Source organism: Pseudonocardia abyssalis, assembly GCF_019263705.2.
Taxonomy (GTDB): Bacteria; Actinomycetota; Actinomycetes; order Mycobacteriales; family Pseudonocardiaceae; genus Pseudonocardia; species Pseudonocardia abyssalis.
On sequence record NZ_JADQDK010000001.1, the window covers coordinates 6085612 to 6108128 of the forward strand.

22 protein-coding genes and 2 pseudogenes are annotated in these 22517 nt (G+C 72.5%); 12 read left to right on the top strand and 12 right to left on the bottom strand.

Annotated features, from left to right (window positions below; all coding sequences use genetic code 11):
• The first annotated feature begins 122 nt into the window (after positions 1-122).
• On the top strand, positions 123-731 hold the full coding sequence (locus I4I81_RS29995; protein ID WP_218600973.1) for a TetR/AcrR family transcriptional regulator: 609 nt from the start codon (positions 123-125) through the stop codon (positions 729-731).
• On the opposite strand, the gene I4I81_RS31485 is transcribed toward I4I81_RS29995, so the two are convergent.
• The 3 genes and pseudogenes from I4I81_RS31485 to I4I81_RS30005 all read right to left on the bottom strand — a co-directional run bounded on the left by I4I81_RS31485 (position 657) and on the right by I4I81_RS30005 (position 3091).
• A complete protein-coding gene (locus tag I4I81_RS31485; RefSeq protein ID WP_308187793.1) occupies positions 657-1205 on the bottom strand; it encodes a CoA transferase in 549 nt (182 codons plus the stop codon). The genes I4I81_RS29995 and I4I81_RS31485 overlap by 75 nt on opposite strands.
• Positions 1192-1908: a CaiB/BaiF CoA transferase family protein gene (locus tag I4I81_RS31490; RefSeq protein WP_308187717.1), complete on the bottom strand. Its 717-nt coding sequence runs from the start codon at positions 1906-1908 to the stop codon at positions 1192-1194. The genes I4I81_RS31485 and I4I81_RS31490 overlap by 14 nt, the downstream gene beginning before the upstream one ends.
• A pseudogene (locus I4I81_RS30005) lies at positions 1905-3091 on the bottom strand (acyl-CoA dehydrogenase family protein). Before I4I81_RS30005 ends, I4I81_RS31490 begins: the two are co-directional and overlap by 4 nt.
• Before the next feature lie 89 nt (positions 3092-3180).
• Here I4I81_RS30005 and I4I81_RS31365 point away from each other — a divergent pair.
• From I4I81_RS31365 to I4I81_RS30020, 3 genes and pseudogenes are all read left to right on the top strand, one after another.
• Positions 3181-3537, top strand: a complete 357-nt coding sequence (locus I4I81_RS31365) for a LysR family transcriptional regulator (protein ID WP_218600972.1) — start codon at positions 3181-3183, stop codon at positions 3535-3537.
• Positions 3516-3833, top strand: a pseudogene (locus tag I4I81_RS31720) (LysR substrate-binding domain-containing protein); the annotation flags it as partial. The gene I4I81_RS31365 and the pseudogene I4I81_RS31720, both read left to right, overlap by 22 nt.
• Before the next feature lie 26 nt (positions 3834-3859).
• Positions 3860-4072 (top strand): type 2 periplasmic-binding domain-containing protein, encoded by a 213-nt coding sequence (locus tag I4I81_RS30020; RefSeq protein WP_226363988.1) that lies wholly within the window; start codon positions 3860-3862, stop codon positions 4070-4072.
• 564 nt (positions 4073-4636) lie between these two features.
• Here I4I81_RS30020 and I4I81_RS30025 read toward each other — a convergent pair.
• The 4 genes from I4I81_RS30025 to I4I81_RS30040 all read right to left on the bottom strand — a co-directional run bounded on the left by I4I81_RS30025 (position 4637) and on the right by I4I81_RS30040 (position 9642).
• Complete coding sequence (locus tag I4I81_RS30025; protein WP_218600970.1) at positions 4637-6397, bottom strand: sigma-54-dependent Fis family transcriptional regulator; 1761 nt, start codon at positions 6395-6397, stop codon at positions 4637-4639.
• Positions 6398-6584: 187 nt separating this feature from the next.
• Positions 6585-8207, bottom strand: coding sequence for a flavin-containing monooxygenase (locus tag I4I81_RS30030; RefSeq protein WP_218600969.1), 1623 nt, complete (start codon positions 8205-8207; stop codon positions 6585-6587).
• A 49-nt stretch (positions 8208-8256) separates the two neighbouring features.
• On the bottom strand, positions 8257-9186 hold the full coding sequence (locus I4I81_RS30035; RefSeq protein ID WP_218600968.1) for an alpha/beta hydrolase: 930 nt from the start codon (positions 9184-9186) through the stop codon (positions 8257-8259).
• A gap of 168 nt (positions 9187-9354) precedes the next feature.
• Positions 9355-9642: a hypothetical protein gene (locus I4I81_RS30040; protein ID WP_218600967.1), complete on the bottom strand. Its 288-nt coding sequence runs from the start codon at positions 9640-9642 to the stop codon at positions 9355-9357.
• A 461-nt stretch (positions 9643-10103) separates the two neighbouring features.
• Here I4I81_RS30040 and I4I81_RS30045 point away from each other — a divergent pair, with 461 nt between their 5' ends.
• Entirely contained in the window at positions 10104-11423 is a 1320-nt protein-coding gene (locus I4I81_RS30045; protein ID WP_218600966.1) for a serine hydrolase domain-containing protein, read from the top strand.
• Here the strand turns inward: I4I81_RS30045 and I4I81_RS30050 are convergent.
• From I4I81_RS30050 to I4I81_RS30070, 5 genes are all read right to left on the bottom strand, one after another.
• Positions 11404-12612 (bottom strand): helix-turn-helix domain-containing protein, encoded by a 1209-nt coding sequence (locus I4I81_RS30050; RefSeq protein ID WP_218600965.1) that lies wholly within the window; start codon positions 12610-12612, stop codon positions 11404-11406. The two genes, I4I81_RS30045 and I4I81_RS30050, sit on opposite strands and share 20 nt — an antisense overlap.
• Before the next feature lie 126 nt (positions 12613-12738).
• The gene (locus I4I81_RS30055) at positions 12739-13977 is read right to left on the bottom strand and encodes a protein-L-isoaspartate O-methyltransferase family protein (RefSeq protein WP_218600964.1); all 1239 of its coding nucleotides are present in this window, start codon (positions 13975-13977) and stop codon (positions 12739-12741) included.
• Positions 13974-14345, bottom strand: a complete 372-nt coding sequence (locus I4I81_RS30060; protein WP_218600963.1) for a 6-pyruvoyl trahydropterin synthase family protein — start codon at positions 14343-14345, stop codon at positions 13974-13976. Before I4I81_RS30060 ends, I4I81_RS30055 begins: the two co-directional genes overlap by 4 nt.
• An 80-nt stretch (positions 14346-14425) precedes the next feature.
• On the bottom strand, positions 14426-14722 hold the full coding sequence (locus I4I81_RS30065) for a hypothetical protein (RefSeq protein WP_218600962.1): 297 nt from the start codon (positions 14720-14722) through the stop codon (positions 14426-14428).
• Between the two features lie 240 nt (positions 14723-14962).
• A complete protein-coding gene (locus I4I81_RS30070; protein WP_218600961.1) occupies positions 14963-15637 on the bottom strand; it encodes a prepilin peptidase in 675 nt (224 codons plus the stop codon).
• A 181-nt stretch (positions 15638-15818) separates the two neighbouring features.
• On the opposite strand from I4I81_RS30070, the gene I4I81_RS30075 reads away from it, so the two are divergent.
• The 7 genes from I4I81_RS30075 to I4I81_RS30105 all read left to right on the top strand — a co-directional run bounded on the left by I4I81_RS30075 (position 15819) and on the right by I4I81_RS30105 (position 22496).
• Positions 15819-16352, top strand: a complete 534-nt coding sequence (locus I4I81_RS30075; RefSeq protein WP_226363639.1) for a hypothetical protein — start codon at positions 15819-15821, stop codon at positions 16350-16352.
• 266 nt (positions 16353-16618) lie between these two features.
• On the top strand, positions 16619-17341 hold the full coding sequence (locus I4I81_RS30080; protein WP_225924734.1) for a hypothetical protein: 723 nt from the start codon (positions 16619-16621) through the stop codon (positions 17339-17341).
• Positions 17342-17598: 257 nt separating this feature from the next.
• On the top strand, positions 17599-18180 hold the full coding sequence (locus I4I81_RS30085; RefSeq protein WP_218600960.1) for an SAF domain-containing protein: 582 nt from the start codon (positions 17599-17601) through the stop codon (positions 18178-18180).
• A gap of 44 nt (positions 18181-18224) precedes the next feature.
• Positions 18225-19046 (top strand): MinD/ParA family ATP-binding protein, encoded by an 822-nt coding sequence (locus I4I81_RS30090; RefSeq protein WP_218600959.1) that lies wholly within the window; start codon positions 18225-18227, stop codon positions 19044-19046.
• The gene (locus I4I81_RS30095; RefSeq protein WP_218600958.1) at positions 19043-20539 is read left to right on the top strand and encodes a TadA family conjugal transfer-associated ATPase; all 1497 of its coding nucleotides are present in this window, start codon (positions 19043-19045) and stop codon (positions 20537-20539) included. The genes I4I81_RS30090 and I4I81_RS30095 overlap by 4 nt, the downstream gene beginning before the upstream one ends.
• Positions 20536-21546 carry a type II secretion system F family protein gene (locus tag I4I81_RS30100; RefSeq protein WP_218600957.1) on the top strand — a complete coding sequence of 337 codons (1011 nt, stop codon included), beginning with the start codon at positions 20536-20538 and terminating at the stop codon, positions 21544-21546. Before I4I81_RS30095 ends, I4I81_RS30100 begins: the two co-directional genes overlap by 4 nt.
• The gene (locus I4I81_RS30105; protein ID WP_218600956.1) at positions 21543-22496 is read left to right on the top strand and encodes a type II secretion system F family protein; all 954 of its coding nucleotides are present in this window, start codon (positions 21543-21545) and stop codon (positions 22494-22496) included. Before I4I81_RS30100 ends, I4I81_RS30105 begins: the two co-directional genes overlap by 4 nt.
• Positions 22497-22517 lie beyond the last annotated feature (21 nt).

Below are 22517 nucleotides of genomic sequence, written 5' to 3' on the forward strand. Positions count from 1 at the left end.
TCGACCGAGAGGGGCCCCGCCGGTGGCCCCTTTGCCGCGGGCGAGGTTAGCGACGGCTCACGTATAGGCTTCCTGGGTCACGGATCCGAGGAGTCGCAAGTGGGGGCCTGCACATGCCTGTCGTGAACGGGAGCGAAGGCAGCCTGTCGCTACGGAAGTCCGCGTTGCTCCAGGCGGCGGCCGACCTGTTCGCCGCCAGGGGTTACCACGCGGTCAGCACCGATGACATCGGCCGTGCTGTCGGGATCTCGGGTCCGGGCGTGTACCGCCACTTCGCGAGCAAGGTCGAGTTGCTGACGACGCTCTGCGACGCGGCGATGGACCACCTCCTCGACGGATCTCGGGCGATCGTCGAGTGTGATGGCGCCCGCCCAGCAGCAATCGCGCGGCTCGTCGAGTTCCACGTCCAGTTCGCGGCGAACGAGCGAGCACTGCTCGCGGTCTACCTCCGTGAACAGCGGGAGCTGCCGGTCCGAGAGCTGCGACAGCTACGTCGCCGCCAGCGGGAGTACGAAGCTGTCTGGCGCAGGGCCATCTCAGCGGAACGTGCCGACCTGGCCGAGCCTGACGTCCGCGCAGTGGTCAAGGTGATGCTGTCGATGCTGAACGGAACGGCGCACATCAGGGACAGCATTCCGCGGGCGCGCCTCGTCAGACTACTGGAGCAACTCGCTGCAGGTGCGCTCGGCGGTGTCGGGATCGACATCGGCAGTGGGCTCGCGGCCGGCTGAACCATCTGTCCGTCCGCCCTCGGGCGGCAGGCCGAGCTCGTCGAGGATCCGGTCGTTGTGCTCGCCGAGTGCGGGGACGGCGCCCATCGGCAGCTCGATGTCGCGGAAGGTCATCGGTGGCAGCAGACCGCGGATGTCGCCGGCCTCGGTCGCCACGGTGCGCCAGCGGTCCCGTTCGCGCAGCTGCGGGTGCTCGACCATCTGCGCGGTGGTGTTGATCTGGGCGGCCGGGATCCCGGCGGCGGCGAGGCGCTCCTCGAGCGCGGCGGTGGTCCATCCGGCGGTGTGCGCGGCGAGGGCGGCGTCGCACTGGGCACGGTGCCGGACCCGGTCGATGTTGGTGGCGAAGCGGGGGTCGTCGGCGAGGGCGGGGGAGCCGAGGACATCGCAGACCAAGGCGCGCCAGCCCCGGTCGTTCTGGACGCCGATGAGGATCTCGCCGTCGGCTGTCGGGTAGGCGTCATAGGGGGTGATCGCGGCGTGCGTGGCTCAGGCCCATGCGCGGGATCTGGCGGCCGCCGTAGAGCTGCATGTACATCGGGTGGCCCATCCGCTCGACCGCGGAGTCGAACATCGACACGTCGATCACGGCGCCTTCCCCCGTCCGCTCGCGTCGGAGCAGCGCGGCCAGGACCGAGGTGGTCGCGTAGAGGCCGGCGGCGATGTCGGCGCTGGGGACGCCGGTCTTGGTCGCGGTCTCGGGGGTGCCGGTGACGGCGGCCATCCCGGACTCGGCCTGGACGAGCATGTCGTAGGCCTTGCGGTCCTTGCGCGGGCCGCTGGTGCCGTAGCCGGAGATGTTGACGACGATCAGGCGCGGGTCGGCGGCCCGGAGCGTCTCGGCGTCGAGCCCGAGCCGGTCGACGACGCCGGGGGCGGTGTTGTGCAGGAACACCTCGGCACGGGCGACGAGCTGCCGCACGACGTCGCGGCCACGTCCGGACTTGAGGTCGACGGCCAGCGACTCCTTGCCGCGGTTGAGCCAGACGAAGTGCGTGGCCAGCCCGTGCACGGCGTCGTCGTAGCGGCGGGCGAAGTCGCCCTCCCCGGGACGTTCGATCTTGACGACGCGGGCGCCGAGGTCGGCCAGGTGCCGGGTCGCGATCGGCCCGGCGACGGCCTGCTCGAGCGCGACGACGGTGACGCCGGCCAGGGGCAGCTCCGGTGGGAGGGTCACGACAGGGCCAGCGCCTGCCGGACCAGGCCGCCGCCGATGATAAGGCGCTGGATCTCGCTGGTGCCCTCGTAGAGCCGCAGCAGGCGGACGTCGCGGTAGATCCGCTCGACCGGGATCTCCTTCATGTACCCGGCCCCGCCATGCACCTGCACGGCGAGGTCGGCGACCTTCCCGACCATCTCGGTGCAGAACAGCTTCGCCGCGGACGGGGCGATCCGCCGGTCGGTGCCGTCGACGTAGGCGCGGGCGGCCTCGCGGACCATCGCCCGCCCGGCCATCACACCGGTCTGCATGTCCGCGAGCATCGCCTGGACCAGCTGGAAGTCCCCGATGCGCTGCCCGCCCTGGGTGTTCTGCGCGGCGTAGGCGACCGACTCGTCGAGGGCGCGCTGTGCCGTCCCCACGGCGAGCGCGGCGATGTGCACCCGGCCGCGGGCCAGCGAGGTCATCGCGGCCTTGTAACCGGCCGCCTCGTCCCCGCCGACGAGGGCGTCGGCGGGGACCCGTACGCCGGTGAACGCGACGTCAGACGTCGTCGAGCCCTCCTGGCCCATCTTGGCGTCCTTCGGGCCGACGGTGACGCCGGGCGCGTCCGCGGGCACGAGGAACACGGCGATGCCGGGGGAGCCGGGCGCCGCGTCGGCGTGGCGGGCGAAGACGACGAACAGGCCCGCCGAGGACGCGTTGGTGATGTACTGCTTCTGCCCGTCGATCACCCAGTGGTCCCCGTCGCGGCGGGCCCGGGTGCGCAGGCCGGCGGGGTTCGAGCCGGCGCCGGGGTTCGGTGAGGGGCGAAGGAGGCGACGACCTCACCGGAGGCGATCCGGGCGAGCCACTCCTTTTTCTGCGCTTCGGTGCCGAAGCCGACAAGGACCTGCCCGGCGATGCCGTTGTTGGTGCCGAACATCGAGCGCAGCGAGAGCGACGTGTACCCGAACTCCATCGCGAGCTCGACGTCCTGGGCCAGGTCCAGGCCGATGCCGCCCCACTCGGACGGGATCGCGTAGCCGAACAACTCCATCTCGGCCGCGGCCCGGCGGAGATCGTCGGGGATCCGGTCCTCGCGCATGATCTCGTTCTCGCGCGGGACCACCGCCGATCGGACGAAGTCGCGGACCTGCTCGTGGATGTAGGCGAAGTCCTCGGCGGACACCTCGGAGGTCGACGGCGCTGGCTGGCTCATGCGTCGATGATCGTCCGGAATCCGCTGCGTGTCCAAGACCAGTGTGGGGACTATTGTTTCAGATGTCGCATCAACGATAGGTGTGTGAGATGGACGCGCAGAAGCTGCAGGTCTTCGTCGCGGTCGCCGAGGAGCTGCATTTCGGTCGTGCGGCGGATCGGCTGCATCTGGCGCAGCCCTACCTGAGTCGTAGCGTCCGGGCATTGGAGGCCGAGCTCGGCGCGGACCTCTTCCGGCGGACCACCCGTAAGGTCGAGCTGACGCCGGCCGGAACGGCGCTGTTGCCGCACGCGCGTGCGCTGTTGGCCCGCACCGACGAGGCGCGCGGGGCGGTGGCGGCCGCCCGGGACGGCCGCAGCGGCCGGGTCCGGATCTCCTTCGCGGGACCGTCGGCCCACGTGGTGGTCGGCCAGCTGCTCGCGCGGTGCGCGAGCAGCACCCACTGATCGACCTCGACCTCCGGCCCGGCCGCTACGGCACAGCGGCCGTGGCCGAGCTGTTCGACAACGAGTCGGACCTGGCGCTGACCCGCTTCGCCGAACCTCCGCTCGGGGTCGCCAGCCGCAGCGTTGCGCGTGATCGGTGCGTCGTCGCCGTCCCCGTCCGGCACCGGCTGGCCGACGCCGGCGAGGTGCGGATCGCCGACTTCCGTGACGAGCCGTTCGTCGCCTCTCCCGAGTCGTTCGGGTCCGTCGTTCGCGCGACGCTCGTCGAGCGCTGCCAGGCGGCCGGATTCGCCCCGCGGTTCGCGCAGCCCGCACCGGACTCGTGGACGGCCACCGCACTCGTGTCCGCCGGGTCGGCCTGCACTTCACGACGGCCAGCGCGGTCGTGCACCTCCCGCTCGACGGCGTCCGCGTGCGCGAGATCGCCGACCCGCTGCCCCCGGTCGACGTGTACCTCATTTGGCGCCGCGACGACGACTCATCTGTCCTACGCCGGGTCCTGCGGACCTCGGAGGAGATACTTCCCGGACACTGATGCCGCTTCCGCAATAGTCGGCCGGCAAGTGGTCTTGGATCTGGATCGCCCAATCGTGGGCACGATGGGCCGAGGCCGACCCGCTCGTCGCTGCCGCCGCCGATCCTGAACCTGGACCCGGACGTACCTCACGCCGCCTTCCACCACTACGCCGACCTGCTGACCGACGAGAAGAAGAACGCGGCCCTGCGTCGCCTGCGGGCCTTCCTCGCCACCGACGTCGCGCCGGTCGTCGAGCGGGCCTGGGAGGCCGCCGAGAGTTCCCGACGGAGATCGTCGCCAGCTTCGCCGGGCTCGACCTGGCCGGCGCCGCCTTACACCGGCCCTGTCTGGTCAGCGCCCGCTCTTCGCTCTCGTGACCGCTGATGACCGCTTCGAGATGCTCGGGGCAGACGATGAACTCGACTTGCCGGCTGCGCAACTTCGACGTAGCGAACTCGGATCGGGGCTGGCTGCAGTGCAGTTCCTGGCACGGCTTGTGCTGGAGAGCCTCCTCGATCTCGTCGAGGGTCATGGCGAACCCGGGTCGCACCCTCACGACGTATGCGGCTGCAAGCCTCATGGTCAGTCGCCGGTGGGGATCCGGTAGGTCTGCAGCTTGCGGTACAGCGTTGTCCGGCCGATGCCGAGTGCCGCAGCCGCCTGCGTCCGGTTGCCGCCGAAGCGGTGCAGGGCGCTGACGATCGCGTCACGCTCCGCGGTCTCGATCATGCCGAACCCGCGCAGCGGAGCCTGCTGCATGCGCGGTGGCAGGTCGGCCGAGCTGATGCTGCGGCCGGCCCGGCGGCGCGCCAACTGTTCTACGGTCCGCCGTAGCTCGGCGAGGTTGCCGGGCCACGGCCAGCGCATGAGGACTTGCAGCGCGTCCGAGGTGAACCGGGTCTCCCGCTGGCCGGGTGGGAGGCCCGCCACGATCTGGAGGACGATGCGCGGCACTTCGGCGGACATCTCCGGTAGCGAGGGCAGCCGAACCGTCGTGCACAGCGCCGCGACCACGGCCGCGACGTCGTGGTGGGCGGTGTCCAGGTCGACGGTGAGCGCGACCGGCACGCTCGAGTCCTCGATGGCGGTCCTGATGCGGCGCAGATGCTCGGCCGGCGCGTCGTGGACATGGTGGAGCACGACGGCGGGGGCGCCGGTCTCGGCGAGGGACTCCGGGCAATCGGTCCGGGCAAGGTCGACGACGACCGGCGGCGCCCCGGTCGCCCCGGTCGCCCCGGCCAACGCCGCCATCGCCGCGGTGAGCTTCCCGCTGCCCGCGGGACCATCGACGGCCAGGACCTCCCGGAAACCGACCGCGCTCCTGAGTTGGTCGGAGATGTCGGGAACCGGATGCAGGGGCGCCTGCGGCGCCGCCCTGCGGTGTCGCCGCCGATGGTCGGAGGGCCGGTCGGGTTCGGGGCTGCGCGGTGATTGGAGCAGTCGCACGCAGAAGGCCGGGCCGGTCGGACCGACACCGTCGACGCGCTCCACGAGGGCGTCAGCCCGGCCGCCCGCCAGCCGGATCACGCGCCGGTGCCGGCCCGCGCGCAGTCCGGACTCGGCGAGGTCGCACCAGAGCAGGGCGTGGGTCTCGGGCGTGACGTGAACGAGCCCGGCGGTGTTGGCAAAGGCCGTGTTCTCGGTGACGACGATGACCGGCTGCCGATCGGTGCGTGTGGCGAGCAGGAAGGCCTGGATCAGCGTGCGTTCGTGAGCGCCCAGCATCGCGGTGAGGTTGCCCTCGATCTGGCGCCCGACGTCGGTGGCCATCGCCGGCATCAGCGCGCTGGCGTGATCGGACCGGCAGGCGAGCGCGAAGGTGCCCAGCAGCTGCCCCGTGAACGGCTCGAAGATCGGTGTGCCGGCGCAGGTCAGCGGTCCGAGCAGCTCGCTGTAGTGCTCGGAGCCGTGGACCAGCAGTGGGCGGCGCTCGCGCGCGACCGTGCCCAGGCCGTTGGTGCCGATCGAGGTCTCGGAGAAGTCGAACCCCTCCGCGGCACACGAGTTGTCGAGGATCCGCAGCTGCTGGGGCTCCCCGGCGCGGCGCATGATGATTCGCCCCTGGTCGTCGCTGAGGAACATCGCCACGCGGGCGTCACCGAGGTCGTCGCCGAGGCGGTCGAGTACCGGTGCGGCCGCCGCGTGCAGCCGGGGTGCCATGTCGTGCACGTCGGCGACGTAGGGGATGTCGTGCCGGCCGATCGGCACCTCGGCGCCGACGCAGCGCCGCCAGCTGCGCTCGATGACGTCGCGGACACCGGACTGGGCGACCGGCGTCGCGAGGAGTCCCTGTGCGAGGAGCCGCTCGAGCGCCTGCCGGGTCTGTGCCTGGTCGGGCAGCATCTGTTGGGCTGGCCCGATATCCGCGGTGTTCGGGATCGGTGTCGGTTCATCTGCCACTGCCGCTCCTCGTCGTCGAGTCGGCGGGATCGAGGCATCCGAGGGGTGTCCCGATCTTTCATGATAGCCGGGCCAGTGACGCCGACCACACGGTCGTCGTCACTGGCCCGATCAGGTGGCTCGGCGACCGTCAGGCGGCCGCGGTCTCCTTACTCTTCTGCTCGAAGCCCTCGTAGCCGTTCTCGGCAACCTCGCCGAGTTTCTGTCGGTAGGCGCCAATCCCAGCCATGTAGAACATGACCGAGCTCTTCTTGCCCGGGATGTTCTGGCCGAAGATCCAGGACTCGACCTTCGGGAACAGCGTGAAGTTGGCGATCTCGTTGCAGGTGGCGGTCCAGCCGTCCTCCGCGGCCTGGGTCGGCTCGACGGTCCGGATGCCGTTGCGCTCGGCGTCGCCGATCAGGTCGCCGATCCATTCGACCTGGGCCTCGATGCTCGGCGGCAGGTTGGTGAACGGCCCGTTCGGGCCGAGGATCATGAACATGTTCGGGAAGCCGGACTTCGCCACGCCCAGGTAACTGGTCGGGCCGTCGGTCCAGTGCTCGTCGATGTGCTTGCCGCCGCGGCCGCGCAGGTCCATCGCCCGGTAGTTGCCGTCGACCGCGTCGAACCCGGTGGCGAAGACCAGGACGTCGAGCTCGTGGACGACCCCGTCGGCGGTGCGCACGCCGGCCGGTGTGATCTCCTGGATCGGGTTGTCCGTGATCGAGACCAGCGAGACGTTGTCGCGGTTGTAGGTCTCGTAGTAGCCCTCGTTGCACAGTCGGCGCTTGGCGTACAGGTCGGTCGGGGTGAGCGTGCGGGCGGTCTCCGGGTCCTGCACGATCTCGGCGATCTTCGAGCGGATGAACGCCGCGGCGTGCTCGTTCGCCTCCGGGTTGATGGCGATGTCGGCGAAGGTGCCGAACATGAACCGGAAGCCGTTGCCCTTGTCCCAGTTCTCTTGGAAGACGCGCTGGCGCTCCTCCTCGGAGACGCTCATCGCCTCGACGCCGCTTTCCTGGAAGCCGAAGGCGACCACCGAGCTGCGGACCTGGTCCCAGATCGCGTCGAAGTTCTTCTTCGTCTCGTCGACCTCGCCTTGGTTCACCGGGCCGTTGCCGGACGGCACGCAGTACTGCGGCGAGCGCTGGAACACCGTCAGGTGTCCCGCCGACTTTCCGGCGGCGACGATGAACTGGGTGCCGGTCGAGCCGGTGCCGATGACGCCGACCCGCTTGCCGGTGATGTCCAGGTCCGCGGGCCAGGCATTCGTGTGCACCGCCCGGCCGGCGAAGGTGTCGATGCCCGCGATTTCGGGGATGTTCGTCTTGGCCAGCAGGCCGAGCGCGTTGACGACGTAGCGGCTGGTGACGGTTGCGCCGTCGGCGGTGGTCACCGTCCACAGGTCGGTGTCTTCGTCGAAGGTGGCCCCGGTGACCTCGGTGTTGAGCCGGATGTCGCGGCGCAGGTCGAATCGGTCCACGACGTGGTTGAGGTACTTCTCGATGGCCTCCTGCTCGAGGTAGCGGGTGGTCCAGTCCCATTCCTGCAGGAGGTCCTTGTCGAAGGAGTACCGGTAGACGAAGCCCTCGGTGTCGGACTTGGCGCCGGGGTAGCGGTTGAAGAACCAGGTGCCGCCGACGCCGCCGCCCTTCTCGAAGGCCTTCACGGTCAGGCCGAGCTCGTTGCGCAGCTTGTGCAGCATGTAGATGCCGCCGAAACCGGCGCCGATGACGACGGCGTCGATGTCTGGGGTAGTGGTGGTGCTCATGAGGTGCTCCTGGGGATGCCGGTGAGTGTGGTGACAGGCGTGGTCGCGCTCAGCTGCGGTACCACGCGGCGATCGCGGCGATCTCGGCGTCGGCCTCGGGCGCGGTCCCGGCCAGGAACAGGTAGACGTGCTGCATGCCCTCGGCGACGGTCAGGGTGACGTCGACCCCGGCGGCCTTGGCCCGCTCGGCGAGCCGAGTGGCGTTGTCCAGCAGGGCCTCCGCTCCACCGGCGTTGATGTAGAGCCGGGGGAAGCCGGTGAAGTCGGCGTGCAGCGGGTTGGCCAGCGGCGTCGTCGCGGGCACGGCGCCGCCCGCGAGCACGCCGGCGATCATGCCTTCGAGCAGCGGAACGGTGATCAGAGCGTCGCTGGCGCCGTTGGTCACCAGGGTCTCGCCCTTGTTCTCCATGTCCAACCACGGGGAGAACGCGATTACCCGGCCGGGCAGCGGCCTGCCCTGCTCGCGCAGCGACAGTGCGATGGCGACGGCCAGGTTGCCGCCCGCCGAGTCGCCGATCGTGGTGATGTCGGCCGGTGCGATGCCGCGCTCGATCAGCGCGGTGAAGGCCGCGACGCCGTCCTGCACCTGCGCGGGGTGCGGGTGCTCGGGGGCGCGGCGGTAGTCCAGGACGAAGGTGGTGACACCGAGCGCCTTGGCCACGTGCGCCGCGAGCTTGCGGTGGCTCGACGCGGAGCCGACGGCGAACCCGCCGCCGTGGGTGTAGAGCAGCACCTGGGTGGTGTCCGCCCCGGCGGGCAGCGCCCAGATCCCCGGGACGCCGCCGACGGTGTCCTCGCGGTAGGTCACGTCCTCGGGCTCGCGGGTGGACTGGTGCCACTCGTCGAAGATGCTGCGGAACAGTCGCATGGTCAGATCGGGCGTGGTGGCGATGATGTTCGACCAGTCCGCGTAGAGCGCCCGCAGCGCCTCGGACTCGGGAGAGGTGGACGTCGGCCGAACCGACGGAGCCGCTGTCATGTGGTCCTCCTTGACCTTCGGCGCGAGCCCACTCGTGCTTGAGTAGGGCTCACATTGTGACTTCTGGCTCATACTGTGGCGACCGTCCCGCCGCCGCAGTTGTTCCAATGTGGAACGCTGCGCTGCGCTGCTGCGCTGCGCTGCGCCGATCCGAGCGGTCTCCGTCGGTCACGTGCGCCTGTGAGGCGACGGCGTTACGTATGCCATCCGCAGCGGCAGAGGTGCCCGGAAGGGCTCCCAACGCTCGGCCGGGTGGGCGAGCGGGTCGGCAATCCCCCAGATCACTGCCGGGTGGTGCACGAGGCCGAGATGGGTGGTGTAGACCCCGATGTTCTCGGTGCCGGGCGCCAGCCGATCCAGGCAGGTGCCCCACACGTCGATGCCATTAGGCGGCGAGTAGATCGACGTCGCCGGCATTGGCAATGCGTCGAGGACACCCTCGAAGGGAGGTCCCATCGCTCGACGTGGCGGCGGACATAGCGGTCGAACAGTGCGTGGGCCGGCCCTGCTCGGCGCGGGCCAGCCGGAACGGGCTTCCCACGCCCGTCGGCGATCCAGCGGAGGACCTCGACCTGCCGGGCGTTGAGGGGTTCGGTGCGTCGCACCACGACTTCGTACCGGAGCCCCGGCCCGCGCCAGCACCGTGCTCGCCGGAGGGCCGGTAGGACCGGCATCGCTGTGGCCATGATCGGGCGGCCGGTGAGCTGCCGCCTTGATCGCTCACGCGCTCGGACGATCGAGATGTCCGTTTGCGCGCCCGCCGGGGCGCTGCGGTCGGGCACCCCTCCTCCGTACGCTGGCCGCCGGATCGATCGAGGTAATGGGGTGGCGATGGGGCGGTTGTTGACGAAGCGCGGCGCGGCACGGATCGGCGGGCACGGTCGCGGTTCAGCGTCGTGGCTCCGGGTGTCGACGACGTGACCGCCACCGGTCGGCTCGATGGGCCGGCTGCCGCCGCGCAGCGCGAGAACCGGGTTCCGTCGGTGGTGCTGGGGGCGGCGCGCGCGGGCTCGGTCCTCGGCCTCGGGGCTGCGGGCAGGGTGGACGTCGAGCGGGGCTGCGTTGCGTCCGCGCAGGTGCCCTACCGGGTCGGGTCGATCACCAAGACCTTCACCGCCGCCGTCGTTCTCGGCCTGGTGCAGGACGGCGTGCTTGCGCTGGATGCCCCGGTGAGCACGTATCTCGCGGGAACGCCGTTCGGTGAGGTGCCGCTGCGGGCGTTGCTGGCGCACCGGGGTGGTGTCCAGCGGGAGGCGCCAGGGGACATGTGGGAGTCGATGCGGGGTCCAGATGCCTCGACGCTGCGCCGGGCGCTGCCGCGCGCGGAGCTGGTGGACCGGCCCGGCGCCCGGTGGCACTACTCGAACCTCGGCTACGCGTTGCTCGGGCTGGTCGTCGAGGAGGTCACCGGCGACTCCTGCGCGGCGCTGATCAACCGGCGGCTCCTCGCGCCGCTCGGGCTGTCGGCAACGGTGTGGGCTCGGCCAGAGGGTGCGGCGTGCGGGTACCGCGTCGATCCCTACGCCGACGTGGTGCATCGCGAGCCGGACATGGACCAGGGCGCGGTCGGTGTCGGCGGGCAGCTCTGGTCGAACGCCGCCGACCTGCTGACCTGGGGGGACGCGCTGGCCGGTGGCAGGCCGGACGTGGTCGCCCCGGCGGTGGTGGAGGCGATGCACACGCTCGAGGTGATGGTCGACCGCACGGCGTGGACGTCGGGCTGGGGGCTCGGTTTGATCCTGGAGCGCCGCGGTGATCGGGTACTGGCCGGGCACACGGGCGCGATGCCGGGGTTCCTGGCTTCGCTGTCGCTGGACCGGGCCACGCGGTCGGTGGCGGTGGCGCTGTCGAACGCGACCCGGGGCGCGGCGGTGGGAGCGCTGTCGGCCGATCTCGTGGACGCGGTCATCGACGGCCGGGTGGGCGCGGAGCCGGAAGGCGATGCGGCGCCGTGGGTCCCGTTGCCCGAGGTGCCGGCCGAGCTGGACGGGATGCTCGGTCGTTGGTGGTCGGAGGCGGCGGAGACGGTGTTCACCTGGCGTGCCGACGGGCTGCACGCGCTGATGGTCGGCGCTCCGGTCACCAGCGAGACGCGGTTCGAGCGGCTCGACCGCGACATCTACCGCGCTGTTGCGGGCCGCTTCACGGGCGAGCGACTCACCGTGCGCCGGGATCCGGCGGGGGAGGTGGCGGCGCTGGAGTGGGCGACCTACCCGTTCACGCGGACGCCGCGCTGAGCAGGCGGAGCCTGTCGAGGGCGTCGGTGGTCGCCGCCGAGCGTGGCAGCTCGCCGAGGCGGAGTCCGATCGCGGCGAAGCGGCGCAGCACCCTCGGGGTCACCCCGGTCGCGGTGTCCGTGGCGGCTGCGAGGTCGGCGCAGGCCTGATCGATCTCGCCGAGGCGCAACAGCGCGTCGATGCGGTCGAGACGCCAGATGACGCGGTTGCGCACGAACTGGTGGGGGGAGGTCCGTTCCTGCTCGGCCAGCGGTGCCAGGGCCCGGTCGGGCTGGTCCAGGTCGAGCAGGCACGAGCCCCGGTGCCCGTCGAGCGCGGCCCGGTCGAACACCGACAGCCAGCGGTGGGCGTCGGGGTCGTGCCCGTCGGGGTCGTGCCGCTCCAGTTGGGTGCTGGCCTGGTCGAGCAGGTCCAGGCACAGGTCGGTCTCGCCGAGGCGGGCGTGGGCCCGTGCTCCGATCGCCATGGCGAAGCCGGTGAGGCGGTGGTTGCCGCTGCGCCGGGCCCAGCCGATCGCGCCGTAGGCCCGCTCGACGCCGAGGGCGGGGTCGCCTCCGTAGGTGGCGACGAAGGACAGGTTCGGTCCCAGGACGAACGCGGCGAGGGCCGGGTCCGTGGCGCGCTCGACCCAGCCGCGGGCGGTGCCCAGGAGTCGTTCGGCCTGGCGTGGGCGGCCGTGGTCGAAGCTCATCCATCCTGCGAGCTGGTGAGCTTCGGCGATCGAGGAGTACAGCGGCGTCCGCGCGTCACGCCCGACACCGGGCAGAACGCGTTCCGCGGCGAGGGCGTGGGAGACGAGCGTTCCAGGGTCGGCGCGGTCGTTCATGGCGTGGTCGCCGTTGCGGACGGTGTCGATCACCTGCCGTAGCCGGGCCGGTGCGTCGTCGGGTGACAGGACAGGCGCAGCCGACGCGGGACGGCCGCCGTGGTCGTCCTCGTTCACGACCCCGCGGCCGAGGCGTTCGATGGCGCCCTCGGCCTCCAGCGCACGGTCCAGCTGCGTGACGAGGTCGGCCTGCGGCCGCCGGTCCGCCTTCTCGATCTTGCCGATGAGGTCTCCGCTGACGTGGACCAGCCTGCCCACCGCGGCCAGCGACAGGGAGCGCCGCTGCCGCAGAGCGCGCAGTTCGGCTCCGAACAGCGCCGCCGGGGACGCCTGCGGGTCGAGTGCCCGCGGCCGGTTCGCCACTGCAGCCCACCTCCCGCCGCTTGCCACGCTCCATACCGGCGTCGACACCGTACGCGACGGACGACGAGGGAATGGCGTGTTCGCGCAAACGCGTATCGCAGGGCGGTCGCGGGCCCGGGGCCCTGGTCAGGTGCCCGTGTTCGCGGCCCAGGTCGTGCGCAGGGGCCACCGGGGACCGGTTCTGGGGTCGTGGTGCCAGACATGGGTGCCCGCGGCGGTGGCGGTCACGCCGAAGTCTGTCCATTCCGGGCGCCCGAGGTCGTTGTACAGCTCGCCAGCCGCATCGAGCGCGTGTACGAGCGGGGTCGGGCCTGCCTCCCGCGTGTCGTGACGGCCGTGTCGGTGGGACGCGTGCGCGATCTCCGCCCACGAGCCGTCCGGAGCCTGCAGGTAGGTGGCGGCGCCCGTATCGGTGGAGCGCACCGCGCGGGTCGTGCCGCGCGGCAGGTGCAGCTGCGCGAGCAGGACCAGCGGGTCGTCGTCGTTGGCAAGCAAGGTCGGGGCGACCGGGGTGCTGCCCGAGGCTACGAGCCCGCCGGTCGGGCCGGCCGGCCGCCGGACGGCGCGACGGGTCGCCGCCACCCGCCGTGCGGGGAGGGGGCCGGTCCAGGCGAGGAAGCGTCCCACCAGCGACGGTTCCGCGGACGGTGCCCCTGGATCGGTGCTCGGGCGGTCGAACAGGATGTGCCCGCCGCCGCCCAACCCTCCAGTGAGGCGGGCCAGCAGCCGCCCGCCCGGCCGGACGTGGTGCACCCACACGGCAGGGACGTCGTCGGACTCGTAGCCGACGAGCACGCGGTCGAACGGTGCGCCGTCTCCGGAGAGCGGGACGGGCAGGCTGCCGTCACCCGGGCGTACTGCCACGTCCAGGTCGCGCTCCTCGAACCGGCGGGCCGCGGCCCGGAGCAGGTCCGGGTCGATCTCGACGCCGACGACCCGCCCTGGGCCGAGCCAGTGCGCGGCGAGCGCGGTCGTGTAGCCGCAGCCCACGCCCAGCTGCAGAAGCCGGTCGCCGTCGTCGACCCCGAGGGCCTGCAGACTGCGCACGGTCAGCTCCGGCGGCGGGGAGGCCGCGACCGGGTGCTGGTCGCCCCACACGTCGAGTTCGGACAGCGCGATGGTCAGCCCGGCGTCGGAGTACACCCGGCCCAGCCAGCCCGGCGCCTCGGGTTCGGTGCCGGGGTCGTTGGGTTGCCAGTGCCCACCCCTCGCGGGGCGGGTGTAGTGCGCGGGCACGAAGTGATGCCGCGGCACGTCGAGCAGCGCGGCACGCCAGCGGTCGTCGCGCAGCGCCCCTCGACGGACCAGGCCGTCGACGAGACGCTCGGCGTAGCGACGCCACTCTGCATCGGTGGGGCCGTTCATGCCGAGGCTCCGGTCGACGCCGGCAGGTGGATCTCGCCGTGGTCCCCGGCGCCGGTAGACACGTTCACGGCGACGAGACGGGCATGGCCGGGTGGGCGGGCAGAGCACCAGTGCCAGTTGGCGAGGTACTCGGCGATGGCCTCGCAAGTCGGGGGACGGTCGAACAGGCGGTCCAAGTCGCGGAAGGCGAGCCGGTCGGCGATGTGCCGCTCGATCTCGGTGCGCATGTCGTCGTCGACGACGACGCCCGGGTAGACCAGCGTCGTGCTTTCGAACACCAGCTCCGCGGTGAAGTCGTGGCCGTGCGGTCGCCCGGCGGGGTTGCCGGACTCCAGCCCGCGCAGCGAGAGGGCCGCCGGGAACGACACGCGCACACGTCCCCGGAATCGGGGAGCCGTGTCCACGGCTGGGCCCTCGTCGCGGCTGGGAGTCGAGCCGCCGATCAACCTCACGCGGCCCGCCTTCCCCGATCGCGATCCGCGACCGCGCGGAGTGTCGGCATCTGGCGTGACGAGAGTGTTTCCGCCGGCCGAAGGCGGTCGACCATGGTGTACGTCGGCGTCGTCTGGCCCGGCTCCCACCGCACCTCGAAGATCCACGTCATCAGGCCGTCGGCCAGGAACGTCGTGGCGACCTCCTTCGCTGAGTCGAGCGATTCCCGTTCCGCGCGCCGCGCCTCGTCCCTGACGATCACCCCCTTGTCCCTCTCGACGACCCGGCCCTGGATCTCGTAGCGTTGCTCCACGGCACTCAACTCCCATCACCCGACCGGCTCCTGTGTGGCTGGTCCCGTGCCAGTGAGCCCGGCGGCACGGTGGAGGTCCATAGGGCGGGCCCGGACAGCGACAATGTCCGATTGCGGCACTGAATCGGTCTGCGTGAGCCCGCTTCCCGCCGGTCGTGAGGGCCCGACATCCGCCAGCGCGTGGGCCGTACAAGGGGGCACGAGGGGCAACAGTGATGCCCGCCGATCTGCCCCCTCCGGTCAGCCTGGCACCAGGGCGAACAGGGCGCCGGCGAGCAGGAACGGTCCCATCGGCATCGTGCCGGGGCGACGTCCGAGGATGCGTAGGACGAGCAGGACGGCTGCTGCTCCCAGCCACCCGACCGCGGTCCCGGTCACGACGGCCGACCATCCCTGCCACCCCATCGCCATGCCGAGCAGGCCGCCGAACTTGACGTCGCCCGAGCCGAGACCGCCGCGCGACGCGAGTGCGACGAGGAGGTAGGCCAGCGCCACCAGGAGGGCGGCGGCGAGCGCGGTGAGGAGGTTGCTCCAGCGTTCGGTGACGGCCGCTTCGAGGACGAGCAGGCCGCCCAGTACGCCGTAGCTCGGAAGGACGAGACGCCCGGGCAGCCGTCGCTCGAGGAGGTCGATCGCGGCCAGGACGACACCGACGCCGGCGAGGAAGCCGAACGCGACGAGTTCGATCCCATCGAAGCGCACGGCGAGGATCCCAGCGGCGAGTCCGGCTGCCGCAGAGCAGCCGCTCACCGACCGCCAACGGGGAGATGATTCGCGGTGTGCAAGCAGGCGCGGGATCGCCACCGCGGCGATCGTTCCGCCTAGCAGAGCCCCGGCGAGGGCCCAGCCCGCGATTCCCCAGGACACGAGGGGCACTGCCTCCTCGGCGAGGACGAGCGAGTCGCTGTGCAGCATGCCTCTGGTCCTATCGGGTGAACATCGTCGCTGACCCCTTCCGGACCGTGAAGTCCGTGTTCACGCACTTCGTCGTCCGTGCAGGTCATGGGTGTACACGTGGTCAGTATCGCCCGATGATCGGTGTTCGAGGTGGCCCGCGGGGAGGTGCTCGATGGTCGGCAGATCCAGGTCCGTCCTGGTGGTAGCTCTCGCCCTGGTGGCCGGGTGCTCGATGGGCACGCCGCCCGACGTCACCACTCCGTCCTCGACGCCGCCGGCGGCGCCGCCTCCGCGGGCGTCGCCCACGCCGTCGGCCGACGAACTCGCGGGGCAGGAGGCGCTCGCGGCGTACCGCGGGATGTGGGAGGACTTCGTCGTCGCCGGGACCACCTCGGATTGGCAGTCCGCGGAGCTTGGGCGGCACGCCACCGGCGTCGCGCTGACGAACCTGTCGCGTGGTCTCTACGCGGACAGCGCGAACGGTCTGGTGACCCGTGGCGAACCGTTGCTGTCCCCGGAGGTGTCGTCGGTCGAGCCCGTCGACGCTCCGGTCCGGGTCGTCGTGACCGACTGCGGCGACTCGACGAACTGGCTGAAGTACCGGGAGGAGGACGACTCGCTCGCCACGGAGGGTCCCGGCGGGCGACGGCTGATCAACGCCGTGGTGGAGCGGCAGTCGGACGGCTCGTGGAAGGTCTCCGACTACGGCGTCCAGGAACTCGGATCATGCTGACGGCCCCGACCGCGATCGCCGCGCTGGCCGCTGTGGTCGGCATTCTCGCTCAGCCGGCGCCGGAACCGCCGCCGTCGGGCGACGGCTGGGGTTCGGTGTCGTGCTCGGAGACCCCGTCCCCGGCCTGCGATCTCGACGCCGGCTCCGGCGGGGGGTCAGCGCCGTCCCCCCGATCCGATCGGGACGGTCCCGGGGGATCCGGCCCACGGGACGGCGGGGGCGCGGGCGGCGCGACCCAGCCCGTGGACGGGGTGCGCTGCTCGTATGTGATCAGCGACTACGAACCGCCCGGAGGCGGGCTGGTGCCCGCGTCGTTGCGCTCGTCGGAGCGACGGCCGCCGGCGGTGGTCGTCGTGCCGGTGGTTGCCGCGTGGCGTGAGCAGCAGCCCGAGCCCGGTGAGGAGGGCGCCTGGTACCTGTGGCGGTGTTCGGGGGACGGATTCCGGGACTCGCTGTACCGGCCGCCGGTGTGGATCCCGGACGGCGAGCAGGCGCCGGGTGTGGCAGGACCGTCACCTGCCGAGCTGGCCGCGCAGGCCCGGGAGCGTCTGCGGTTGCCTGGTCCGGCGGTAGCGGCGAGTCCGTTGGGCGACCAGTTGGTGAACCTGCCGACGTGGCTGTGGCTCGACGGCGACTGGGCGGCGATCGAGGCGACGGCCTCGGTCCCGGGGGTGTCGGTGACGGCGCGGGCGGTGCCGGAGTCGGCGACCTGGGTCATGGGGGACGGCAGCGAGGTCGTCTGCCGGGGCCCTGGTACCCCGTACGCCCCGGGGGTCGACGCGGCGTCGCCGTCGCCGGACTGCGGGCACACCTACCGGCTCTCGTCGGCCGGCGAGCCCGGCGAGGTGTTCACGGCGTCGGTCACGGTGAGCTGGACGGTCACATGGGCGGGCGCCGGGGACGGCGGCACGTTCCCCGACCTGACCACCACGGGGGAGGCCGCGTTCCGCGTCGCGGAGTCCCAGGCCCTGGTCACCGGCGGCGGTTGACCTCGGACAGCACGGCAAGTGGACGGCAGTACAGCAAGCGACAGCAGTAGCCATATCGCGACGACACGACGCACCGGACGGGCGGGTGGTGCGGCGGTCCGGCGCGCCCTCGTCACGACCGGTCAGGAGGTCCGGAGATGCGAACGACCCTTCCTCCTCGCGAGCCCCGCGAGGACGCGCCGCACGCCGGTGAGTATCCGGGGCCCGACCCGTGGTCCTCGACATCCCGTCCGGCTGCGCCGGCCGGGCGGCGCAGCGTGCCGCACCTACTGCTGGGGGTACTGCTCGTGCTGGCCTGCGCGGTCGGTGCGCTCGCTCTGACGCTGCAGTTCGGCGGCAGCCGGCCGGTGCTCGCCACCGCGCGAGCGGTGACCATCGGGCAGGCCCTGACGGCCGCGGACCTGCGGCAGGTCTCCCTGCCCGCGGACTCCGACGTCCGCGCGGTCGACGCGGACTCCGCGGCGTCGCTCATCGGGCGACCGGTCGCGGTGTCGCTCCCCGCGGGCGCGTTGCTGACGCCGGAGTCGTTCGGCGGAGCCGGCGCTCCGCCGCCGGGCCAGGCGATCGTCGCGGTCGCGCTCGATCCCGGCCGGCTGCCGCTGGAGGTGGCGTCCGGTGACCGGGTCTCGGTGGTCGCCGCACCGACCGCGGCGAACGGTGGAACGGAATCCGAGCGGGCCGTGCCGCGGTCGTGGCCGGGCGTGGTCGCGAGCGTCGAGCCGTCGGACACCGGCCAGCTCACCGTCGTGTCGGTGCAGCTGCCCGAGGGGCCCGCCCGCGAGATCGCCGCAACGCCGGCGGGCCAGCTGGCCGTCGTGCTGATGGCGGCGGGTGGGTGATCGGGGTGCTGGTCGCGGTGGCGAGTGTGAAGGGGTCGCCCGGGGTGACGACCCTGTGCGTCGCGCTGGCGGCGTGCTGGCCCGACCCGGCCGGAGCGGTCGTCGTCGAGGCCGACCCCGCGGGGGGAGATGTCGCGATGCGCTTCGGCCTGGCGCAGTCGCCAGGGCTGCTCAGCCTCGCCGCCGCCGCTCGTGGCGGGGTAGCCGGAGGGCGCGGCGAGGACGCGCAGCTGCTCTGGCGGCACGCCCAGGCCCTGCCCGGGAACGTGCTGGTGGTCGCGTCCCCGCCGGACGCCGCTCGCGCCCGTGGCGCGCTCGCCGTACTCGCGGCCCCCGACCCGGCCGGCGGGCTGGGTCCGCTGCTCGCCGCCGCCGCGCACCCGGGCGCGGTGGTGGTGGCCGACTGCGGCCGGGCCGACCCGGGATCGCCGGTGATGCCGCTGCTGCGGTCGGCGGACGTGATGGTCCTGCTGACCGGCGCGCATGCCGACGAGCTGGCGCATCTCGCCCGTCGAATCCCGGAGATCGGGGCGTGGTCGCGGCATCCGGTCCTGCTCCTCGCGGACCGGGACAAGGACCGGGGCCACTCGATCGCCGCAGTGGCCCGCGAGCTGGGCGTCGCGCCGCTGGCCCGGGTCCCGTTCGACCCGCGGGGCGCAGCGGTGCTGTCCGGGCGACGCAGCGTGCTGCGCTGGCACCACAGCGGGCCCGGCCGGTCCCTGCTGGGCCGGTCCGCGCGGGAGATCGCGGACCTTCTGGCGCCCGGCGCCCCCGCTCCGACGACCGTCGGGCGGCCGGAGCGAGCCAGGCGGCGTGCGGCCGCGCGCCGCCAGAACGACTCGAACGTGGCTGGGAGGGCGTCATGACCGACAGCGGCGAGACCCGGCGGTCGAACCCGGCGGGACGCAGCGACCATGCGGAGCCGGGGGCGGTGGTGCCGCTGCGCGATCGCGGCGAGCGCCGGAGCGGACTGGTGCCGTTCGCCAGCGGCACGTTCGACGACGCGCGGGAGTCACGGGGGCCGGCCGAGGCGGCGGAGCGGCGGCTGCGGGAACACGTCCGCTCGGTCCTGGCCGCCCAGCTCCCGGGCCGGGTGGAGGAGCAGCGGCGACGCACCGGCGTCCGCACGACACCGGAGGGGCACCGGGCCCTGGCGCGGGAGATCGTCGACGGCGCGGTGAACGCGTTCGCGGAGCGTGAGCTGACCGCCAACCGGCCGCTGGTGTCGCCCGAGAGTGAGCGGCGGGTCGTCGCCGAGGTGGTCGACGAGCTGTTCGGAATGGCCGGGCTGCAGCCGCTCCTCGACGACCCGCGGATCGAGACGATCAACGCCAATCGGTTCGACCGCGTCTTTGTCCAGTACGCGGACGGGCTGCGCAAGCGGGTGGGCCCGATCGCGCGGTCCAACGACGAGCTGACCGAGCTGGTGCGGCTGCTCGCGGCCCGCGCGTCGAGCCAGGAACGGCGGTTCGACCACGGCAGCCCGTCGGTCAACCTGCAGCTTCCCGGTGGGGAGCGGCTGTTCGCGGTGATGGCGGTGACGGCGGGCGGCGTCACCTCGCTGTCGATCCGCCGACACCGCTTCCCGCGCGTCACGCTCGACGAGCTGCGTAGGCGCGGCACCGTCGACGAGGTCCTGATCCGGTACCTGCGGGCGTGTGTGGGCGCGCGGAAGAACCTGGTCATCGTCGGCGGCACCGGCGAGGGAAAGACCACCCTGCTCCGCGCCCTGGCCGCGGAGATGGACCCGATGGAACGCATCGTGACCATCGAGGACGCCTTCGAGCTCGGCCTGGACACCGACCCGGACGTGCACGCCGACGTGACCGCGTTCCAGGCCCGCGAGGCCAACGTCGAGGGCGAGGGCGCGGTGACCCAGGCCGACCTGGTGCGGTGGGCGCTGCGGATGTCGCCGGACCGGGTCATCGTCGGGGAGATCCGCGGGCCCGAGGTCATCCCGATGTGCAACGCGATGAGCCAGGGCAACGACGGCAGCATGGCCACGCTGCACGCCTCCAGCTCGGCGATCGCGTTCACCCGCCTCGCCTCCTACGCCGCGCAGGGCCCGGAGCGGCTGCCGCTGGAGGCGACCAACCTGCTCGTCGCCGGGGCGGTGCACTTCGTCGTCCACCTCGCCCGCGTCCCCGGCAGCCGCGGCACACGAGTGGTCTCGTCGATCCGTGAGGTGGTCGGCGCCGACGGCCCACAAGTCGTGTCCAACGAGATCTTTCGCCCGGACTCCGAGCGCCGTGCTCGTCCGGTCGCCGGGGCGATCCGCTCGGACACGCTCGATGACCTCGCGGACGCCGGGTTCGACCCGATGCTGCTCACCCGAGTCAGGGACGGGTGGCCGTCATGAACATCTCAACGCAGCTCACGCTGCTGTCCCTCGACCTACCGACCGCCGGTGTGGTCGCGAACCCGGGCCGGACCGCGGTGCTCGCCCTGCTCGGCGCCGGGGTCGGGCTGGGCCTGTTCCTGGTGTTCCTCGGCATGATCCCTCGGCAGCCCGTCCCTTCTGCTGGTGCCGCGTTCGCCACTTGGCTGCGCGACCGCGGGTGGAACCGCCGCGAGGTGGTCGCGCGGGCCGGGAGCGCGGTGCTCGCCGCTGTCGTCACGGCGGTGCTCACCGGGTGGGTCGTCGGGGCGGTGCTCGTCGCCGCGGGGTGCTGGTTCCTGCCGCGGGTGCTCGGGCCCGACGTCGGGCACGCGCAGCGGGTCGCCCGCATCGAGGCTGTCGCCACCTGGACCGAGATGATCCGCGACACCCTGTCTGCGGCGGCCGGGCTGGAACAGGCGATCCTCTCGACGGCCCCGCTCGCGCCCACACCGATCCGCGAGGAGGTCGCCGCGCTGGCGACGCGCCTGGACCGCGGCGTGCGGCTCGTGCCGGCGCTGCGGCTGTTGGCCCGCGACCTCGCCGACCCGACGGCGGATCTCGTCGTCGCGGCGCTGGTGATCGCCGCCGAGCAGCAGGCCCGCCAGCTCACCGACCTCCTCGGGGCGCTCGCCGCGACCGCGCGGGAACGGGCGTCGATGCGGATGCGGGTGGAGGCCGGTCGGGCCCGGTCCCGTACGTCGGTCCGGGTCGTCGTCGGCACCACCACGGCGTTCGCGGTGGCCGTGGTGCTACTTAACCGGCCCTACCTCGCCGCGTACGACTCGGTGACCGGCCAGGCCGTCCTGCTCATGGTCGGCCTGCTCTTCGCGGCCGGGTTCGGATGGCTCAGATCGATCGCGGTCGTCCCCGAGGCTGGAAGGTTGATCTCGGACGACGGCGACGAACCGGGTGGCCCCGCATCGCGCGATCCTGTCGGATCCGGACGGGCCACTGGGCGCGAGTTGGAAGGCAGGCCCGGATCATGACCGGCTGGGGGAGCCCGTCCGGTTCGACGGCGCTGGGCTCGACGCTGCTGGGCACGACGACGCTGTGGGCGGTCCTGCTCGGAGCCGGGTTCGGCGCTGGTCTGTGGGCGCTCGCGGTCTGGGCCCATCCGCCGCGGCCGACGTTGGGTCAGCTACTGGCGCGCACCCTTGACGCCCCGGCAGAGCCCGAGAACATCGGGTCGCCAGGTGGCCGTTTCGCCCGACTCCTCGGCCCGCTGATCGTGGCGCAGCATCGCGCGGGGTTACCCGGTGCGCGCGTAGCCGCGGATCTGCGTATCACCGGCACACCCGTCGCGGAGCACCTCGCGCGCAAGGCGCTCCTGTCGCTGGCCGGGTTCGTGACCCCGACGATCGTCCAGCTCCTGCTCGCGGCGGCCGGCATCCCGTTCGGCGCCGAGCTGCCGCTGATCGGCGGGGTCGTGTTCGCCGCGCTCGGATTCCTGTGGCCGGAACTGCGGGCCCGCGGGCGCGCCGCGGAGATGCGCGCGGACTTCCGGCACGCCCTGTCCGCCTACCTCGACCTCGTGTGGATAACCCTGGCCGGTGGCGCCGGGGTCGACAGCGCGCTCACCGGATCGGTGACGATCGGGCAGGGCTGGGCCTTCGATCGGCTGGCCGGCGCGCTGTCGACCGCCCACCTGACCCGGGTGACCGCGTGGACGGCGTTGCGGCGTCTGGGCGAGGAGATCGGCGTCGACGAACTCGCCGAGCTGGCCGGTTCTGTGAGCCTCGCGGGGACCGAGGGCGCCCGGGTCCGGGCCAGCCTCGCCGCCCGGGCGGGTTCTTTCCGGGCGCACCAGATCACCGACGCGGAGGCCAGGGCGCAGTCGGCCACCGAGCGCATGTCACTGCCGGTGATGCTGCTGTTCCTCGGCTTCCTGACCTTCATCACCTACCCGGCGATCGGCCAGATCCTCAACGGGCTCTGAACAACCGCCACGGCTCTACGA

Coding starts and splice junctions, on each gene's coding strand:
- I4I81_RS31365 (WP_218600972.1), top strand. CDS start 3,181: ATGGACGCGCAGAAGCTGCAGGTCTTCGTCGCGGTCGCCGAGGAGCTG.
- I4I81_RS30025 (WP_218600970.1), bottom strand. CDS start 6,397: ATGCTGCCCGACCAGGCACAGACCCGGCAGGCGCTCGAGCGGCTCCTC.
- I4I81_RS30030 (WP_218600969.1), bottom strand. CDS start 8,207: ATGAGCACCACCACTACCCCAGACATCGACGCCGTCGTCATCGGCGCC.
- I4I81_RS30035 (WP_218600968.1), bottom strand. CDS start 9,186: ATGACAGCGGCTCCGTCGGTTCGGCCGACGTCCACCTCTCCCGAGTCC.
- I4I81_RS30040 (WP_218600967.1), bottom strand. CDS start 9,642: ATGGGACCTCCCTTCGAGGGTGTCCTCGACGCATTGCCAATGCCGGCG.
- I4I81_RS30055 (WP_218600964.1), bottom strand. CDS start 13,977: ATGAACGGCCCCACCGATGCAGAGTGGCGTCGCTACGCCGAGCGTCTC.
- I4I81_RS30070 (WP_218600961.1), bottom strand. CDS start 15,637: ATGCTGCACAGCGACTCGCTCGTCCTCGCCGAGGAGGCAGTGCCCCTC.
- I4I81_RS30095 (WP_218600958.1), top strand. CDS start 19,043: ATGACCGACAGCGGCGAGACCCGGCGGTCGAACCCGGCGGGACGCAGC.
- I4I81_RS30100 (WP_218600957.1), top strand. CDS start 20,536: ATGAACATCTCAACGCAGCTCACGCTGCTGTCCCTCGACCTACCGACC.
- I4I81_RS30105 (WP_218600956.1), top strand. CDS start 21,543: ATGACCGGCTGGGGGAGCCCGTCCGGTTCGACGGCGCTGGGCTCGACG.